Annotated in this window: 18 protein-coding genes; 8 read left to right on the forward strand and 10 right to left on the reverse strand. The window is 67.3% G+C overall.

Annotated elements, in window-relative coordinates:
• Positions 1-2: 2 nt before the first annotated feature.
• Positions 3-1,001: a VWA domain-containing protein gene (locus tag RMCB_RS26985; protein WP_036422015.1), complete on the reverse strand. Its 999-nt coding sequence runs from the start codon at positions 999-1,001 to the stop codon at positions 3-5.
• A gap of 116 nt (positions 1,002-1,117) precedes the next feature.
• Between RMCB_RS26985 and RMCB_RS26990 the strand changes: the two genes are divergently transcribed.
• Both RMCB_RS26990 and RMCB_RS26995 read left to right on the forward strand, forming a co-directional pair.
• Positions 1,118-2,077 carry a VWA domain-containing protein gene (locus RMCB_RS26990; protein WP_062831207.1) on the forward strand — a complete coding sequence of 320 codons (960 nt, stop codon included), beginning with the start codon at positions 1,118-1,120 and terminating at the stop codon, positions 2,075-2,077.
• A gap of 116 nt (positions 2,078-2,193) precedes the next feature.
• A complete protein-coding gene (locus RMCB_RS26995; RefSeq protein ID WP_062831208.1) occupies positions 2,194-2,373 on the forward strand; it encodes a hypothetical protein in 180 nt (59 codons plus the stop codon).
• A gap of 15 nt (positions 2,374-2,388) precedes the next feature.
• Here the strand turns inward: RMCB_RS26995 and RMCB_RS27000 are convergent, their stop codons facing one another.
• The 4 genes from RMCB_RS27000 to serA all read right to left on the reverse strand — a co-directional run bounded on the left by RMCB_RS27000 (position 2,389) and on the right by serA (position 6,341).
• Positions 2,389-2,949: a hemerythrin domain-containing protein gene (locus tag RMCB_RS27000; protein WP_029366045.1), complete on the reverse strand. Its 561-nt coding sequence runs from the start codon at positions 2,947-2,949 to the stop codon at positions 2,389-2,391.
• Positions 2,950-3,074: 125 nt separating this feature from the next.
• On the reverse strand, positions 3,075-3,641 hold the full coding sequence (locus RMCB_RS27005; protein WP_029366046.1) for a hypothetical protein: 567 nt from the start codon (positions 3,639-3,641) through the stop codon (positions 3,075-3,077).
• Positions 3,642-3,747: 106 nt separating this feature from the next.
• Complete coding sequence (locus RMCB_RS27010; protein WP_062831209.1) at positions 3,748-4,758, reverse strand: 3-isopropylmalate dehydrogenase; 1,011 nt, start codon at positions 4,756-4,758, stop codon at positions 3,748-3,750.
• A complete protein-coding gene (gene serA, locus RMCB_RS27015; protein WP_029366048.1) occupies positions 4,755-6,341 on the reverse strand; it encodes a phosphoglycerate dehydrogenase in 1,587 nt (528 codons plus the stop codon). Before serA ends, RMCB_RS27010 begins: the two co-directional genes overlap by 4 nt.
• 59 nt (positions 6,342-6,400) lie before the next feature.
• Here serA and RMCB_RS27020 point away from each other — a divergent pair, with 59 nt between their 5' ends.
• From RMCB_RS27020 to RMCB_RS27030, 3 genes are all read left to right on the forward strand, one after another.
• Entirely contained in the window at positions 6,401-7,828 is a 1,428-nt protein-coding gene (locus tag RMCB_RS27020; RefSeq protein WP_062831210.1) for a phytoene desaturase family protein, read from the forward strand.
• Complete coding sequence (wrbA, locus tag RMCB_RS27025; protein ID WP_062831211.1) at positions 7,825-8,424, forward strand: NAD(P)H:quinone oxidoreductase; 600 nt, start codon at positions 7,825-7,827, stop codon at positions 8,422-8,424. The genes RMCB_RS27020 and wrbA overlap by 4 nt, the downstream gene beginning before the upstream one ends.
• A gap of 102 nt (positions 8,425-8,526) precedes the next feature.
• Positions 8,527-8,811, forward strand: coding sequence for a hypothetical protein (locus RMCB_RS27030; RefSeq protein WP_081661221.1), 285 nt, complete (start codon positions 8,527-8,529; stop codon positions 8,809-8,811).
• A gap of 71 nt (positions 8,812-8,882) precedes the next feature.
• On the opposite strand, the gene ilvC is transcribed toward RMCB_RS27030, so the two are convergent.
• Genes ilvC through RMCB_RS27045 form a run of 3 tightly spaced genes read right to left on the reverse strand, consistent with a single transcriptional unit; the run spans position 8,883 to position 12,321 of the window.
• Positions 8,883-9,896: a ketol-acid reductoisomerase gene (gene ilvC / locus RMCB_RS27035; RefSeq protein WP_062831212.1), complete on the reverse strand. Its 1,014-nt coding sequence runs from the start codon at positions 9,894-9,896 to the stop codon at positions 8,883-8,885.
• 47 nt (positions 9,897-9,943) lie between these two features.
• Positions 9,944-10,459 (reverse strand): acetolactate synthase small subunit, encoded by a 516-nt coding sequence (gene ilvN / locus RMCB_RS27040; protein ID WP_029366053.1) that lies wholly within the window; start codon positions 10,457-10,459, stop codon positions 9,944-9,946.
• On the reverse strand, positions 10,459-12,321 hold the full coding sequence (locus RMCB_RS27045; RefSeq protein ID WP_029366054.1) for an acetolactate synthase large subunit: 1,863 nt from the start codon (positions 12,319-12,321) through the stop codon (positions 10,459-10,461). Before RMCB_RS27045 ends, ilvN begins: the two co-directional genes overlap by 1 nt.
• Before the next feature lie 296 nt (positions 12,322-12,617).
• On the opposite strand from RMCB_RS27045, the gene RMCB_RS27050 reads away from it, so the two are divergent.
• The gene (locus RMCB_RS27050) at positions 12,618-13,016 is read left to right on the forward strand and encodes a PH domain-containing protein (RefSeq protein ID WP_062831213.1); all 399 of its coding nucleotides are present in this window, start codon (positions 12,618-12,620) and stop codon (positions 13,014-13,016) included.
• Positions 13,017-13,079: 63 nt separating this feature from the next.
• Here RMCB_RS27050 and RMCB_RS27055 read toward each other — a convergent pair whose 3' ends face one another.
• Positions 13,080-13,931: a DoxX family protein gene (locus RMCB_RS27055; RefSeq protein WP_029366056.1), complete on the reverse strand. Its 852-nt coding sequence runs from the start codon at positions 13,929-13,931 to the stop codon at positions 13,080-13,082.
• Between the two features lie 145 nt (positions 13,932-14,076).
• On the opposite strand from RMCB_RS27055, the gene RMCB_RS27060 reads away from it, so the two are divergent.
• The gene (locus RMCB_RS27060; RefSeq protein ID WP_029366057.1) at positions 14,077-15,198 is read left to right on the forward strand and encodes a PQQ-dependent sugar dehydrogenase; all 1,122 of its coding nucleotides are present in this window, start codon (positions 14,077-14,079) and stop codon (positions 15,196-15,198) included.
• Positions 15,199-15,291: 93 nt separating this feature from the next.
• The gene (locus RMCB_RS27065; RefSeq protein WP_062831259.1) at positions 15,292-15,918 is read left to right on the forward strand and encodes a TetR/AcrR family transcriptional regulator; all 627 of its coding nucleotides are present in this window, start codon (positions 15,292-15,294) and stop codon (positions 15,916-15,918) included.
• Between the two features lie 3 nt (positions 15,919-15,921).
• Here the strand turns inward: RMCB_RS27065 and gatB are convergent, their stop codons facing one another.
• A complete protein-coding gene (gene gatB / locus RMCB_RS27070; protein ID WP_062831214.1) occupies positions 15,922-17,427 on the reverse strand; it encodes an Asp-tRNA(Asn)/Glu-tRNA(Gln) amidotransferase subunit GatB in 1,506 nt (501 codons plus the stop codon).
• Positions 17,428-17,432: the final 5 nt, after the last annotated feature.

The following is a 17,432-nucleotide window of genomic DNA, read 5'->3' on the forward strand; positions in this document are numbered from 1 at the left end:
ACCTACAACGGTAGTCGGCGGTTGACGAGGATGCCCACGGCGACAGCCGCGGTGAGCGCCAACAGCGCCAACGCGATCCAGCTCGCGCTGGCATCCCCGCGCACGGTCTCATAACCGACCTGCTGCTCCAATGCCGAATAGACAGCATCGAGTTCACCGAGCGTGCCCGCGTGATAGGCCTGTCCACCGGTGATCTCGACGATGGTCTGCAGCGTGCTGTCATCGACCGGAACCGGTATCTGCTGGCCGTCGAGATCGACGCTGCCATAGGGAGTCCCGAACGAGATCGTGGATATCGGCACGTTCTGGGCCTTCGCGGCCCTGGCCGCGGAGAACGCGCCCCTCGGCTCATCGGGATCGGAAGGAACTGTCTCCTTGCCGTCGGACTCCAACACGATCCTCGCCGGCGGTGGGCCGTCGCCCCCGCCCATGACCGCCCCCGCCGTCGCGATGGCCTGCAGCGCGGTGAAGATGCCCTCTCCCGTCGCGGTGCGCGGCTCGGGCTGCAGCGTGCCGATCGCACGCTTGACGGCGTCGTGGTCGGCGGTCGGGGCCACCAGCATGACCGCGCTCGACGAGAACTTGACCAGGCCGAGATTGATGCCCGGCGTCAGCTGGTCGGCGAAGTGCGTCGCCGCCGTGCGGGCCGCCTCGATGCGGCTCGGTGCCACATCGGTGGCCGCCATCGATTCCGACACGTCGATCACCAGCATCACCACGGCCCGATTGCGCGGGACCCGGACGTCATCGGTGGGCCCGGCCATGGCGGTGGTCATCAGCGCGAGCGCGGCGACCAGCAGCGCGGCAGGCACATGCCGCCACCGGCTGGGCTTGCGTGCGGGAGCGACCTGATCCAGCACCGCCATGTTCGCGAAACGCAATACCCGCTTGCGCCGGGCCCGCTGTATCCACAGGTAGATCGCGACCAGCAACACGACGGCAAGCAGGCCCAGGAAGTACCACGGGTGGGCGAACCCGGAAAGACTCAGCTCATTCAGCATGAGGATTCCGACCTTCCGATGACGCCACCACGATCAAACATTTGCTTGAGTATATAACTGAGGTAGGAGTGCAGCCCGTGACTCAAGAGGGCTTAGCACGCAGACTGGATGGTGATATGACGACTTTTGCCGTACCGGGCGCACTGGCACTGCTCGTGGTACCGGTCGCGCTGCTGGTGCTCTACGTCGTCGTCCAGGTCGCCAGGAAACGCCGCTTCCACAGCTTCACCGGAGCCAGCGTGCCGCGTCGGTGGACTCGGCACCTGCCGGTGGCCCTCGCGCTGTGCGCCACGGTGCTCCTCACCGTGGCGCTGGCCGGCCCGACCCGCGAGATCCACGTCGCACGCAACCGCGCGGTGATCATGCTGGTGATCGACGAGTCCCGATCGATGGGGGCAACCGACGTGGCGCCCACGCGGCTCGCCGCCGCCCAGACCGCGGCCAAACAGTTCGCGAACCAGCTCACTCCAGGGGTCAATCTCGGTCTGGTGGCGTTCGCGGGCAATGCCGCGCTGCTGGTGTCCCCGACTCCCGACCACAAGGCCACCGTGGCGGCTCTCGACCATCTGAGCCTCGATGATTCCACGGCCACCGGTGAAGCGATATTCACCGCGCTGCAATCGATCTCGTCGGTCGCCGCGGTGCTCAGCTCCGACAACACCGACGCCCCGCCCGCCCGGATCGTGCTCGAATCCGACGGCGCGGCGAACAAGCCTGCGAATCAGGACAATCCACGCGGTGCCTACACCGCCGCACGCGCCGCGAAAGACCAAGGGGTGCCGGTATCCACGATCGCCTTCGGTACCAAAGACGGTGTCGTCGAACTGAAAGACGAACATATCCCGGTACCTGTCGACGACAACATGCTCAAACGTATCGCCAACCTGTCCGGCGGGCAGTCCTACAACGCCACCAGCATCGACGAGTTGAGCCACAACTATCAGTCGATCCAAGAGCAGATCGGCTATCAGACCGTCAACGGACCCGACCGGGGTTGGTGGCTGCGCACCGGCGCCCTTGCCGCGTTCCTCGCCGCGGTGTCCGCTCTGCTGATCAACCGCCGGCTGCCGGTGTAGGCGGCTGCGCAGCACCCATCCCGCTCCCCCACGCGCAAGACGAGTAGTGGACTACTCAAGCCGGTCGGGCCCAAACGCGAGAAGGTGATCTGGACACGCAATCGAGGGAGATCGCCATGCCACACCACGGTGTCGACGATGCTGCACGCCGGGCCAGAATCCGAGGCGCACAGCAAGCGCGCGCTCACCTGCGACTCGTTGCCGGTGGCGCCGACGGGTCGCCCGACGACGCAGACACCCAGCCGCCCAACGACGGTGACGACGCACCCGCCGGTTTCACTCTGCTGACGTGGTAGCTGGGACGCCTCCGGCTACGTCTTGCGATGAGTCATCGCGTCGCGCAACCGGTCGATCAACCCCTCCCCCGGCGCGAGAATCTTGTTGAGCGGTGCGCGGTTTGGTGCCGACGGATGCGGCCGTGTCGGCGCCAGCCGCCTGCTGTGCTCGAACTTCTCCCCGAGGTGCCGAAGGTCTGCCTCAGTGCACGCGTCACGCACCGCGGGCAGCACATCTCGTTCTTCATCCTCGAAGTGGCGCCGAACGTCGGCGATGAGCTTGGTGATCAACTCGCCGAACTGGGCGTCGTCGATGTGGGACGCTTCGAGCCTCTTCATGACCCACTCAGCCTCGGTGTGCTCCTTGAGCTTCCGATTGGCGACCTCGTCGCCGGTGGGCAGCACCCGGCGGGCGATGGGATAGAGGTACTCTTCCTCGCCCACCGAATGGCGCACGAGCTCGGCGATGACGTGCTCGACGAGTTCACGCCTTTTCTCTCGCGTGACGCTGCTCTCGATTTCTTTGAAGACCTCGTCGACCTCACGGTGGTCGGTGATGATCATGTCGACGAGATCGTGCGTATCTGACGTCGTCATATCGACTCCTCAGCCAGGGCCGCCCGGACTACAGGCAACTCTGAGGCTAAGCCTGCCGCCTGCCAGATTCAATTAGCCCGGCTAGCGGTGAAATGCTCTGAGCACAGCTGATTTTGGCCGTTCGGTCACCTCGACGACCGGCGCGGCAGAATCAGCAAGGCCGCGGCGAAAAAGCACACTGCGCCGATGAACGTGCCAAGGTTGGCCACCCGCTCGTCGACGGTGACGCCCGTCTTACGGACGAAAGCCGCCAGCGCCGACACACCGAACGCCACACAGCCCATCATGTTGATCCAGGCGGCCCGCCAGTCGATCGAATGAGGCGACCACAGGCCTACGGCCAGCACGGCCAACGCGCCGCTGATCAGGAATGCCAGTGAACCGGTGGCATCCGGCGCCCACACGTAGCGACGCTCGGCCATCACGGCATGGGCCCACACGGCGGCACCGGTGCTCACGTTGAACAGGATGGTTCCGGCGAACTGCACGGCCGCCGACCACCATTGGATACCCCGCGGCGCCAGGGCGTACTGCATCCAGCCCGCGGTGGTGAAGAACCACGAGCCGATGAAACACAGCACATTCGTCGCCCCCGCCCCGGCCAACGCAGGGAAGCCGGGCACGGTGGCGACAGCGAAAAACGACGATCCGATCGCGAACAACCAGCATTGCCGCTGCAGCGTCGCGAACATCGCGGATTACGCTGAGCAGTCGACTAGCACGGCGTTGACTCTGCAACTACGGCGCGAAAGCCCGAGAGAGCAACGCCGCGAACGCAGAGTGAACACGAAAGGGTACTCAGAGCAGCGACAGGATCCGCTCGCCGACCTCGCTGGTGGAGAGCTTCGCGTCTCCGCGCGTGGCCAGATGCTCGGAAACCGCCTTGTCCACCCGTGCGGCTGCATCGGTCTCGCCGACATGGGCCAGCAGCAGCGCGACACTCATCACGGCAGCCGTCGGATCGGCGATGCCCTGCCCGGCGATGTCGGGCGCACTGCCGTGCACGGGCTCGAACATGGACGGATTGGTCCGCGTCGCATCGATGTTGCCGCTGGCCGCCAACCCGATGCCACCGCACACCGCGGCCGCGAGGTCGGTGATGATGTCGCCGAACAGGTTGTCGGTGACGATGACGTCGAACCGGCCCGGGTCGGTGACCATGTGGATGGTGGCGGCATCGATGTGCTGGTAGGCGACCTCGACGTCGGGGAATTCCCTACCGACCTCGGCCACCACGCGCGACCACAGGCCACCGGCGAACGCCAGCACATTGGTCTTGTGCACCAAGGTCAGGTGCTTGCGCCGGGACTGGGCGCGCGTGAAGGCGTCCCGTACCACGCGCTCGACGCCGTAAGCCGTGTTGACGCTGACCTCGGTGGCCACCTCATGCGGCGTACCGACCCGCAGCGCCCCGCCGTTACCGGTGTATGGACCTTCGGTGCCCTCGCGGACCACAACGAAGTCGATGGCCGACACACCCGAAAGTGGGCTGCTCACACCGGGATAGAGCCGCCCGGGGCGCAGGTTGACGTGGTGGTCCAGCGCGAAACGCAGCTTCAGCAGCAGGCCGCGTTCCAGCACACCGCTGGGTACCGACGGGTCGCCGATGGCGCCGAGCAGGATGGCGTCGTAGCCGCGCAACTCCTCGATGGTGGCCTCGGTCAGCAGTTCGCCGGTGGCGTGGTAACGCCGGGCACCCAAGTCGTATTCGGTCTTGTCGACGCCAGGCAGCACCGCGTCGAGCACCTTGACGGCCTCGGCGATGACCTCGGGACCGATGCCGTCGCCGGCGATGATCGCTAGTCTCACGACAGATCAACCACTTTCAGCGTCGTGGCGCCGACCGCGGAGGCGATCGCGGCGCGCACATCCTCGGGGACGTCGGTGTCCAGGCGCAGCATCACCGTCGCGTGATCACCGCTGGTGTCCTGGCTCAACTGGGCGGCAACGATGTTGACGTTCGCGCCGCCGAGCAGGGTACCGATCTTGCCGAGAGCTCCCGGCTGGTCGCTGTAGTTCACGATCAGGTTGTAGCCCTCGGCGCGCAGATCGAAGTTGCGACCGTTGATCTGGACGATCTTCTCCACCTGCTGCGGGCCGGACAGCGTGCCCGCGACATTGAGCGACGAACCGTCGGCGTGGACGGCACGGACGTCGACCACGCTGCGGTGGTTGGGGCTTTCGGTCGCGGTGCTGATCTCGGACGCCACCCCACGATCCGCGGCGAGCGCGGGTGCGTTGACGAACGTCACCTGCTCGTCGACCACCGCGGAGAACAGCCCGCGCAGCGCCGAGAGCTTCAGGATCTCAACGTCTTCGGAGGCCAGCTCACCGCGGACCTGCACGGCCAGCGTCACCGGCGGCGCGTCGGACAGGACACCGACCAGCAGACCCAGCTTGCGGACCAGATCGAGCCACGGCGCCACCTCTTCGCCGACGGCGCCACCGCCGACGTTGACGGCGTCCGGCACGAATTCCCCGGCCAGCGCCAGCTTCACACTGGCCGCGACATCGGTGCCGGCCCGATCCTGGGCCTCTTCGGTGGAGGCGCCCAGGTGCGGCGTGACGACGACCTGCGGCAGCTCGAACAGCGGGCTGTCGGTGCACGGCTCGGTGGCGAACACATCGAGGCCGGCGGCACGCACGTGGCCGCTGTTGATCGCATCGGCCAGCGCCTGCTCGTCGATCAGGCCACCGCGCGCGGCGTTGACGATGATCACGCCCGGCTTGGTCTTGGCCAGCGCTTCCTTGCCGATCAGGCCCGCGGTTTCCTTGGTCTTGGGCAGGTGCACCGAGATGAAGTCGGCGCGGCCGAGCAGCTCGTCGAGGGACAGCAATTCGATACCGAGCTGGGCCGCGCGGGCCTGCGACACATAGGGGTCGTAGGCGACGATGTGCGCACCGAATGCGGCGAGCCGCTGGGCGACAAGCTGGCCGATGCGGCCCAAGCCCACCACGCCGACGGTCTTGCCGAAGATCTCGGTGCCGGAGAACGACGAGCGCTTCCAGGTGTGCTCACGCAGGGTCGCGTCCGCGGCCGGAATCTGGCGGGCCGCGGCAAGCAGCAGGGCCAGGGCGTGTTCCGCGGCGCTGTGGATGTTCGAGGTCGGGGCGTTGACGACCAGCACGCCACGCGCGGTGGCGGCGTCGACGTCGACGTTGTCCAGACCGACACCGGCGCGGGCGACAATCTTGAGTTTCGGGGCAGCGGCGAGCACTTCGGCGTCGACGGTGGTGGCCGAACGCACCAGCAGGGCATCCGCCTCGGGCACCGCGGCCAGGAGTTTCTCGCGGTCCGGTCCGTCGACCCACCGGACCTCTACTTGGTCGCCGAGAGCGGCGACAGTTGATTCGGCGAGCTTGTCGGCGATCAGTACAACGGGGAGACTCACGCGGACAGCCTAGTGTGTCGGCCTTACCACGCCTGCACCGCGTGCGGTGTACTGGTGGCGTGGACGTCACCGTCGTCGGGAGCGGCCCCAACGGCCTGGCCGCTGCCGTGGTCTGTGCGCGGGCCGGCCTGTCGGTACGGGTGATCGAGGGCCAGCCGACCGCAGGTGGCGGCACAAGCACCGCAGCCGACCCCGAGTACCCCGGTGTGGCGCACGACGTGTGCTCGGCCGTGCACCCGCTGGCCTACGCATCGCCGTTCTTCGCCGCGTTCGGGCTGGCTGACCGCATCGAGCTGAACGTGCCTGAGATCTCGTACGCCAATCCGCTGCCCGGCCGGCCTGCGGCGCTGGCCTACCGCGACCTCGATCGCACCTGCGCCGAATTGACCGACGGCGCATCGTGGCGGTGGCTACTGGGTCCGATGGTGTCGCGCAGCGATGCAGCGACCGCATTCGTGCTCGGCGACAAGCGTTCGGTGCCACCCGATCCCGTCACCTCGGCCCGGCTTGCCCTGCGAATGCTGACTCAGGGCGGCCCCGCATGGGGGCTGCTGCGCGGTGAGGATGCCCGCGCCTTGTTCACCGGCGTGGCCGCACACACGATTTCGCAGATGCCGTCGATGACGTCGTCAGGGCTGGGCATGATGCTTGCGGTACTGGCCCACTCGGTGGGGTGGCCGGTGCCGACCGGCGGCAGCCAGGCCATCGCCGACGCACTGATCGCCGACTTGCTCGACCACGGCGGCGAATTGGTGCTCGGCCAACCGGTCACCGAACCACCGCCGGGCGTGGTGCTCTACGACACCCCGGCCAAGGCGCTGTTGGGCATCTACGGTGATCGGCTGCCCTCGCGGTACGCCGCGGCGCTGCGCCGTCTGCGGCCCAATCCCGGAGTGGCCAAGGTCGATTTCGTCCTGGCCGACGAGATTCCCTGGCGCGACGGGCGACTGGCGCGCTCTGTGACGTTCCACTTGGGCGGCACCCGCCCGCAGATGGCCCGCGCGGAGCGCGCGGTCGCCGCGGGCCGGCACGCCGACTGGCCCATGGTGCTGGCCGCGTCGCCGCATGTCGCCGACCCGAAAAGGATTGACGCACAAGGCCGTCGGCCGTTCTGGAGTTACGTGCACGTGCCCCGGGATTCACCGGTCGACCAGACCGAGACCGTCATCGAGATCATGGAACGCTTCGCACCCGGATTCCGCGACATCGTCGTGGCCACCCGCGGTGTGCCCGCGTCCCGGATGGCCGAGCACAACGCCAGTCTCACCGCCGGGGACATCACCGGCGGTGGCAACAGCGCATGGCGTGCCCTTGCCGGGCCCACACTGCGGCTGAATCCCTGGGCCACGCCGGTTCCCAAGGCCTACCTCTGTTCGGCGGCGGCTCCGCCCAACGGCGGCGTGCACGGCATGTCCGGTTTCTACGCCGCCCGCACCGCACTGAAACGCGAGTTCGGCATCACGACCATGCCTAAGCTGGCGCCATGACCAAAGTCGCCGTCATCTACTACTCCGCCACCGGGCACGGCTCGTCCATGGCACGCCGCGTCGCGGCCGCGGCCGAAGCCGCGGGCGCCGAGGTTCGGGTGCGTCCCGTCGCCGAGACCCAGGACCCGCAATCCTTCGCCTTCAACCCGGCCTGGACCGCGAATTATCAAGCGACCAAAGACCTTCCGACCGCGACGGGCGACGACATCGTGTGGGCCGACGCGGTGATCTTCGGCTCCCCCACCCGGTTCGGTTCTGTCGCTTCGCAATTGCGCGCCTTCCTCGACTCACTCGGCGGGCTGTGGTCGCAGGGACAGCTCGCCGACAAGGTCTACGCGGGATTCACTTCCACCAACACCGCCCACGGCGGGCAGGAGACCACGCTGCTGACGCTGTACGTCACGCTGATGCACTGGGGCGGCATCATCGTGCCGCCCGGCTACACCGAGCCACTCAAATTCGCCGATGGCAACCCGTACGGCGCGAGCCTGCTGGCCAACCACGACAACATCGCGGAGTTCGACGAGACCACCTACAACGCGCTCGATCACCTGGCGCGTCGCGTGGTGCACGTCGCCGATCGGCTCGGCGGCTGAAAACTGCTGCGCTCGGGCGGCATTGGCCGGCCCTAGGGTTGAGCCGTGAGCACTTGGGGAGTCGCGCGCCTGGTCGGGTCCGTTCCACATACGGACCCAGTCATGATGATCATCGGGGTCGGCGATCTCGAGCTGTATCAGGTGAGCCCGCCGCTGTGCGGCTATCACGTGATCGCTGCGGAGCAGACCACGTGGGCCATGCGGGCGCAGTGCATCTACCCGGACGGACGCATCGATCCTGCCGAGCCCGACGACCCGGTGTCGACCGACCTGTACGGGGTGACGGGCGAGGGGCTGCAGATCGACAGGGACGCGAAGCTGCCCGGCAGCGCGGACGGCAGAAACGTCGCGCGCACCCTCGCCGCCATGGGCTATCGGATCATCTAGAACGCGAAAGGCCAGTTATTGCACGCTTTTTCGATGTTCGCGTGCAATAACTGGCCAGTCGGCAGGTGAAACTAGGCCGTTTCGGTGATCGGCCGGTCGACCCAGCTCATCAGGTCGCGCAGCTTCTTGCCGGTGACCTCGATCGGGTGCTCGGCGTTGGCCTTACGCAGACCTTCGAGCTCCTTGTTGCCGTTCTCGACGTTGGCGACGAGGCGCTTGACGAAGGTGCCGTCCTGGATGTCCTTGAGGATGGCGCGCATCCGCTCCTTGGTGTCGGCGTCGATGACCCGCGGGCCCGACAGGTAGCCACCGAATTCGGCGGTGTCGGACACCGAGTAGTTCATGCGGGCGATGCCACCCTCGTACATCAGGTCGACGATGAGCTTGAGCTCGTGCAGCACCTCGAAGTAGGCCATCTCGGGGGCGTAGCCCGCCTCGACCATCACCTCGAAGCCGGCCTTGACCAGTTCTTCGGTGCCACCGCAGAGCACGGCCTGCTCACCGAAAAGGTCGGTCTCGGTCTCTTCCTTGAAGGTGGTCTTGATGACGCCGGCGCGCGCGCCGCCGATCGCCGCGGCGTAGGACAGCGCCAGCGCCTGGCCCTCACCCTTGGGGTCCTGGTCGATGGCGATCAGGCAGGGCACACCCTTGCCGTCGACGAACTGGCGACGCACCAGGTGGCCGGGGCCCTTGGGGGCGACCATGCCGACGGTGACGTTGGCCGGGGCCTTGATCAGGCCGAAGTGGATGTTGAGGCCGTGGCCGAAGAACAGCGCATTGCCGTCCTCGAGGTTGGGCTCGATGTCGTTCTTGAAGATCTCGGCCTGCGCGGTGTCGGGCGCGAGCACCATGATCACGTCGGCCCACTTGGCCACCTCAGCCGGGGTGTCGACCTCCAGGCCCTGCTCCTCGACCTTGACGCGGGACTTCGAGCCCTCTTTCAGACCGACCTTGACCTGCACCCCCGAGTCGCGCAGCGACAGCGAGTGGGCGTGGCCCTGGCTGCCATAGCCGATCACACCGACCTTGCGGCCCTGGATGATCGACAGATCCGCGTCGTCGTCGTAGAACAGTTCGATTGCCATGCGTGAGTTTTCCTTCTCTTTCCTAGCTTTACCGCTTGATAGTGACGCTACTTCGCGGTCCCGATGCCGCGCGGACCGCGTGACACCGACACCACACCGGACTGCGCGAGCTCCCGGATACCGTACGGCTCCAGGACGCGCAATAGGGCTTCCAATTTCTCCTGCGTGCCGGTGGCCTCGACGGTCAGCGACTCGGTCGACACGTCGACGACCTTGGCCCGGAACAGGTTGACCGCTTCGATCACCTGGCTGCGGGTGCTCGCATCGGCCCGCACCTTGATCAGCGCCAGCTCGCGGGCCACCGAATTGTCCTCGTCCTGCTCGACGATCTTGATCACGTTGATCAGCTTGTTGAGCTGCTTGGTGATCTGCTCCAGCGGCGAGTCCTCGACGCTGACCACGATGGTCATCCGGGACATGTCCTTCTGCTCCGTCGCACCGACGGCCAGCGACTGGATGTTGTACCCGCGCCGCGAGAACAACGACGCCACGCGCGCGAGCACGCCCGGCTTGTCCTCGACGAGCACCGACAAGGTGTGGGTGGGGGTTGCACTAGCGCTCATCAGGCGTGTCCCTCGTTGCCTTCGTCGTCGAACAGCGGCCGGATGTCCCGCGCCGCCATGATCTCGTCGTTGCTGGTGCCGGCGGCGACCATCGGCCACACCTGCGCGTCGGCACCGACGATGAAGTCGATCACCACCGGGCGGTCGTTGATGGCCTGCGCCTGCCGGATCACGTCCTCGACGTCTTCGGCGCGCTCACAACGCAATCCGACGCAACCCAGGGCCTCGGCCAGCTTGACGAAGTCAGGAATCCGGTGCGAGTGGGTGGCCAGGTTGGTCTGGCTGTAGCGCTCGTCGTAGAACAGCGTCTGCCACTGCCGCACCATGCCCAGGTTGCCGTTGTTGATCAGCGCGACCTTGATGGGCGCACCTTCGACGGCGCAGGTGGCCAACTCCTGGTTGGTCATCTGGAAGCAGCCGTCGCCGTCGATGGCCCACACCTCGGCGTCGGGCCTGGCGAACTTCGCACCCATGGCAGCCGGAACGGCGAAGCCCATGGTGCCGAGACCACCCGAGTTCAACCAGGTGCGGGGCTTCTCGTACTTCACGAACTGCGCGGCCCACATCTGGTGCTGCCCCACGCCTGCGACGTAAACGGCGTCGGGGCCGGCCAGCTTGCCCAGGGTCTCGATCACGTATTCGGGGCTCAGGCTGCCGTCACTCTGCGGGCCGTAGCTCAGCGGGTACGTGCTCTTGACGCCGGTCAGGTACTCCCACCAGCTGTCCAGTTTCAGCGTGGAGGCGCTCGTGCCGATCTTGCGCAGCGCCTCGGTCAGATCGGTGATGACGGCCTTGACGTCGCCCACGATCGGCACGTCGGCGTGCCGGTTCTTGCCGATCTCGGCCGGATCGATGTCGGCGTGGATCACCTTGGCGTCCGGGGCGAACGAGGACAGCTGGCCCGTCACCCGATCGTCGAAGCGGGTGCCCAGGGCGATCAGCAGGTCGCTCTTCTGCAGCGCCGCCACCGCCGACACCGCGCCGTGCATGCCCGGCATGCCCATGTGCTGCGGATGGCTGTCCGGGAATGCACCGCGGGCCATCAGCGTGGTCACCACCGGGATCCCGGTCAGTTCGGCCAGTTCCAGCAACTCTTCGCACGCGTCGCCGCGGATCACGCCGCCACCGACGTAGAGCACCGGCTTGCTGGCCTCCGAGATCAGCTTGGCGGCCTCGCGGATCTGGCGGTTGTGCGGCTTGGTGTTCGGCTTGTAGCCGGGCAGGTCGATGCGCGGCGGCCAGCTGAACGTGCACTCGCCCTGCAGGATGTCCTTGGGGATGTCGACGAGGACCGCGCCGGGCCGACCGCTCGCTGCGATGTGGAAGGCCTCGGCGATGACCTTGGGGATGTCGTCGCCGTTGCGGACCAGGAAGTTGTGCTTGGTGATCGGCATCGTGATGCCGGAGATGTCGGCTTCTTGGAAGGCATCGGTGCCGATCAGGCCGCGTCCGACCTGACCGGTGATCGCCACCACCGGAATCGAATCCATCTGAGCATCGGCCAACGGCGTCACCAGGTTGGTCGCGCCGGGGCCCGAGGTGGCCATCATGACGCCGACCTTGCCGGTGGCGTGGGCATATCCACTCGCGGCGTGGCCTGCGCCCTGCTCGTGGCGCACCAACACGTGGCGCAGCTTCTGTGAGTCGAAGAGCGGGTCGTAGACGGGCAGCACCGCTCCGCCGGGGATGCCGAAGATGACGTCGACGCCGATTTCCTCCAGCGAACGGATGACCGCCTGAGCGCCTGTCATCTGAAGCGGCGCAACCCTTTTCGACTGGGTCTGCGTGGACTGGGCGGCGGTCGACCTGCCGTTGGCCGGGTCGGCCGACTGTTCGGGCGGTCGCGTTGTCGGTGCGCTCACGGTTTCCTCTTCACGTTCTCTTGGGAAATCTGGGTTGTCAATGATGGTCAGACGCGCTGGAAGCAACAAAAAACCCCCGTCAGCAGGCTGCTGTACGAGGGTGGCGCGTCGATGCTGTTGGCTATGCCCGGCAGAGGGCCAGCGCGGCATCAACGCGCCAACCAATTACTACGAGCAATCCGGGGGTCTGCATAACCGTTGACGGTAGCTGGCGCACAGGTCGAAGGTCAAATTGCGACCGGCCTGCGCCGACCGCCGTGGACACCGGCCCGGTCCCGACGGCGCGCAGTGCAAGGATGGATGTCGTGAGTTCCCGTTCTGCAACCAAACCGGTCGTCCTCCGAATGTCGCCGATGGCGCACATCGCGGTCGGATTCTTTGCACTCGGCCTGCTGACGTTGGTGCTCACCAATCCCACCTGGGGCACGCCCCTGCTGATCCTGCCGATCGGGTTGTCCTACGCCATCGTCCGCTACCGGACCGTCGCCGATCACGACGGCGTGACCGCGCGCTCGCTGCTCGGCAGCCGCACGGTGGCGTGGTCGGAGATCGACGGATTGCGTTTCGACCGGTCGTCGTGGGCCGTCGCGCACTTGCGGGACGGATCGGAACTGCGTCTGCCCGCGGTCACGTTTGCGATGCTTCCGCTGCTCACCGAGGTGAGCGGCGGACGCGTCCCTAACCCGTACGCGTAGCGCAGCAGTTCAACCACGCGTAGCGGAGCGGAGCAGTTCAACCACGCGTAGCGCCCAACGCTGTCAGCGCAGCGGGTTTCCGCCGTTGAGCAGCGCCCACAGTCCGATGCCGACGCCGATGCCCACCAGCAGCGCGACGAACGACCCGACGAACGGGCGTCGGGCCCATCCCCGCCCGGCGTCGAAGCCGTACCGACCCGGTCCGGTCAGCACGAGCGCAGCGGCGACAGCGACGGGAATCAGCCGATATTCGTGGCCGTCGGTCATGAAACTGGACAGCCGAGCGTCCTCGTGCGCGGCCATCGCGTCTACCAGCACGCCGTTGATCAGATAGGCCAGTGCGCCTGCCGCCGCGACCGGGGTGAACAGGCCGAGGACCAGCAGCACACCGATGGCCAGCTCACCGCCGGTCGCAACGTAGGTCACGATGTCGGCGTGCTGGAAGCCTGCCTGCTGCAGCCAGGTCTTGAACCCGTCGAGGCCGGGGCCGCCCCACCAGCCGAACGCCTTCTGCAGGCCGTGGATGATGAGCAGCCCGCCCACCGCCAGGCGCAGGATGAGCAACCCGAGGTCCTGGGTGCCCCGTCGGCCCGCCGCCCTGACGCGATCGTCGAGGATGGGATCGCGTTCGATCTCGGCGGGTTCGGCGCCGTAGGGACCGAGGGGCTGACGCAGGCCCGGCTGCACGTACGGCAGCGGCTCGGGCTCGCCCATCAGCGGGTACCCGGACTGGTCGGCCGGCTTGGCGGAGTCGTACCGCGGGATGGCGGTGGTTTCGAAATCGCCGCCGTAGGTGGCCGACGGCAGATCGTCTTCGGGGTCGACCAGGCTTGCCGTGGCAGGTCTGGCGGAGTCGCCGGTGCCCGAACTATCTGGTCTCTGCCAAGCGAGTGGGTCCTGCGAGTGACTGGTCACGCTGCCAGGGTAAGTGCAAGTCAAGCCCGAACCTGGTATTTACCCCGGCGCTTCCGCCTGGTATTGGCCCCCGAGGTGCCATTACCGCAAAGGATACGGTTGCCCGGCGTGGCGAGCACTGCGCGACAATCCGTAATCTGGCGGCATGGAATCGCGTCGGCGGATATCGGTGGTGGCCGCCGTTGTGTGTGCCGTGATGTTGGCCGGCTCGGGGTGTGCACGGTTCAACGCGGCCCAGTCGGAGCCGTTCACCACCGAACCTCAGATGGGCCCGCCGCCGTCCTCGTCGCCGCCACCTCCTCCACCGCTGCCGGCCAAACCGTTCCCCAAGGAATGCCCGGCGCCCGGAGTGATGCAAGGCTGCCTCGACAGCACCAGCGGTCTGATCATGGGCCCCGACAGCCAGTCGGCGCTCGTCGCCGAACGGCTCACCGGCGCGGTCAAAGAGGTGTCCACCAAGGCCGAACCGAAGGTCAAGGTGGTCATCCCCGTCGATCCCTCCGGCGACGGCGGGTTGCTCGACATCGTCCTGTCCCCCACCTACGCGCAGGACCGGCTGATGTATGCCTACATCAGTACGCCGACCGACAACCGCGTCATCCGCATCGCCAACACCGATCCGCCCAAGCCGATCCTGACCGGTATCCCCAAGGGCGCGACCGGCAACACCGGCTCGCTGATCTTCACCAGCCCGACGACGCTGCTGGTGCAGACGGGCGACGCCGGCAATCCGGCCATGGCGGCCGATCCGGCCTCGCTTGCGGGCAAGGTGCTGCGGATCGAGCAGCCCACCACGGTCAATCAGGCCCCGGTCACCACCGCGTTGAGCGGCTTGGGCGCAGGCGGCAGCATGTGCGTGGATCCGACCGACGGTTCGCTGTACGTCACCGACCGCGGCCCGACCGCCGACCGCTTGCAGCGAATCACCAAGGATTCCAAGGTGTCGACGGTGTGGACCTGGCCGGACAAGCCAGGGGTCGCCGGGTGCGCGGCACTCGACGGCACCGTGCTGGTCAACCTGGTCAACACCAAGAAGACCGTCGCGGTGCGGATGGCCAAGGACACCGGCGCGGTCACCGGTGAGCCTGAGGTGCTCCGCGACAACGTCCGCGGCCACGCGTGGGCGCTGCAACTCTCACCTGACGGCAACGTGTGGGGCGCGACGGTGAACCGGACCGCCGGCGACGCCGAGAAGCTCGACGACGTGGTGTTCCCGCTGTTCCCGCAGGGCGGCGGCTTCCCCCGCAGTAACGCCGACAAGACCTGATACACAACGCTTTTCAACATCGCGCCACGGTCGGCGCGGCCGGCATTTCGGCTTGGACCGCGCCGGCACACGGCGTCCCGTACCATGAGCCGGATGCCCGACCGCCAGCGCCGTAGATACGCGCCGCGGCTGCCACGCGAGCAACGCCAGCAGCAACTGCTCGATGCGGCGATGACAGTCCTCGCCGACTGCCCGTTGCAAGAGCTGAGCATGGAGGCCGTCGCCGAGGCGGCCGGTGTCGGTAAACCCGTGCTGTACACGGCGTTTCGTACCCGAGCCGAACTGGTGGCGGCCCTGCTGGCCCGCGAGCACCAGCGCGGCCTGCAGCAGGTGCGTGCGGCGATGCGGGCCGATCTTTCCGCCATCGAGCCCAGCGGCGCCTACCCCGCCGCCGTGTCCGCGCTCGTACGCTGCGCTCTGGAGAACCCGACCCGATGGCGGCTCATCCTCACGTCGCCCGACAGCGTGCCACGGGAGTACCGCGACGCGCTGCACACCGCCCGCTCCGACGTCGAGATGCGGGCCCAAGAATTGGCCAAGGCAGGCACTGCACTGGATCCTCGCCTGGCACAACTCGATCCGGTACTGCTCGGGCACACCATGCTGTCGTTCGCGGAGATGCTCGGCCGCCTCGCCATCAACGAGGCGACACCGTATCCGCGCGAACGGCTCGAGCAGTTCGCCATGGTCGCGATGACCATGTTCGCGGGAGCCGGCTGAGCGCTATCCCTGGCCGCAGGCCGCGAGCACCAGTTCCCGCACGCGGGCCGCATCGGCCGAGCCTTTGGTCGCCTTCATCACCGCACCCACGACAGCACCCGCGGCCTGGACCTTGCCACCGCGGATCTTTTCGGCGATATCGGGATTGGCGGCCAGGGCCTCGTCGACGGCCGCCTGGATCAGCGAATCGTCGCGGACCAAGGCCAGGCCGCGGTCGTTCATCACCTGTTCGGGCTCGCCCTCGCCCGCCAGCACGCCCTCGACCACCTGGCGGGCGAGCTTGGTGGACAGCTTTCCGTCATCGACCAGCTTCAGCACCGCTGCCACCTGTGCGGGGGTGATCGGCAACGCGTCGAGTTCGACGCCACTCTCATTGGCCTTCTGCACCAGGAAGTTGCCCCACCACGCGCGGGCACCCTCGCTGGATGCGCCGTGTTCGACGGTGGCAGCGACCAGTTCGACGGCGCCGGCGTTGACCAGGTCGCGCATCACCTCGTCGGAGACGCCCCATTCCTGCTGAATTCGCTTGCGCGCCAACCACGGAAGCTCGGGGATGGTGGCGCGCAGCCGGTCCACCAGCTCGTCGCTGGGCGCGATCGGCTCCAGATCGGGCTCGGGGAAATAGCGGTAATCCTGCGCGGTCTCCTTGCTGCGGCCCGCGGTGGTGTGCCCGTCCTCGTGGAAGTGCCGGGTCTCCTGCGTCACGGTGCCACCCGCCTGCAGCACGGCGGCCTGCCTGCGCATCTCGTAGCGCACCGCGACCTCGACGCTCTTGAGCGAGTTGACGTTCTTGGTCTCGGTCCGGGTGCCGAACTCCGCGGCGCCCTTGAGCTTGAGCGACACGTTGGAGTCGCAGCGCATCGACCCCTGGTCCATCCGCACGTCGGAAACATCCAACGCGCGCAACAGGTCCCGCAGCGCGGTGACATACGCGCGAGCGATCTCCGGTGCCCGCTCCCCGGTGCCTTCGATGGGCTTGGTGACGATCTCGATCAGCGGAACGCCTGCGCGGTTGTAGTCGGCCAGCGACGTGGTGGCACCAGCGATGCGGCCGGTGTCACTGCCGAGGTGGGTCAGCTTGCCGGTGTCCTCCTCCATGTGCGCGCGTTCGATCTCCACGCGCCAGGTGGTGCCGTCGTCGAGCGGGACGTCGAGGTAACCGTTGACCGCGATGGGCTCGTCGTACTGCGAGATCTGGTAGTTCTTGGGCTGATCGGGATAGAAGTAGTTCTTGCGGGCGAAGCGACCCCACGGCGCGATCTGGCAGTTCAGCGCCAGCCCGATGCGGATCGCCGACTCCACCGCGGCCTCGTTGAGGACGGGCAGCGAGCCCGGCAGGCCGAGACACACGGGGCACACCTGGGTGTTGGGCTCAGCACCGAACCGGTTGGCGCAGCCGCAGAACATCTTGGTCGCCGTGGAGAGCTCGACGTGCACCTCCATACCCATCACGGGCTCGTAAGCGGCGAGCACGTCGTCGTAGTCAAGAAGTTCCGCGGCACCAGACATGCACA

The sequence above is a fragment of the Mycolicibacterium brisbanense genome (assembly GCF_001570425.1).
GTDB lineage: Bacteria > Actinomycetota > Actinomycetes > Mycobacteriales > Mycobacteriaceae > Mycobacterium > Mycobacterium brisbanense.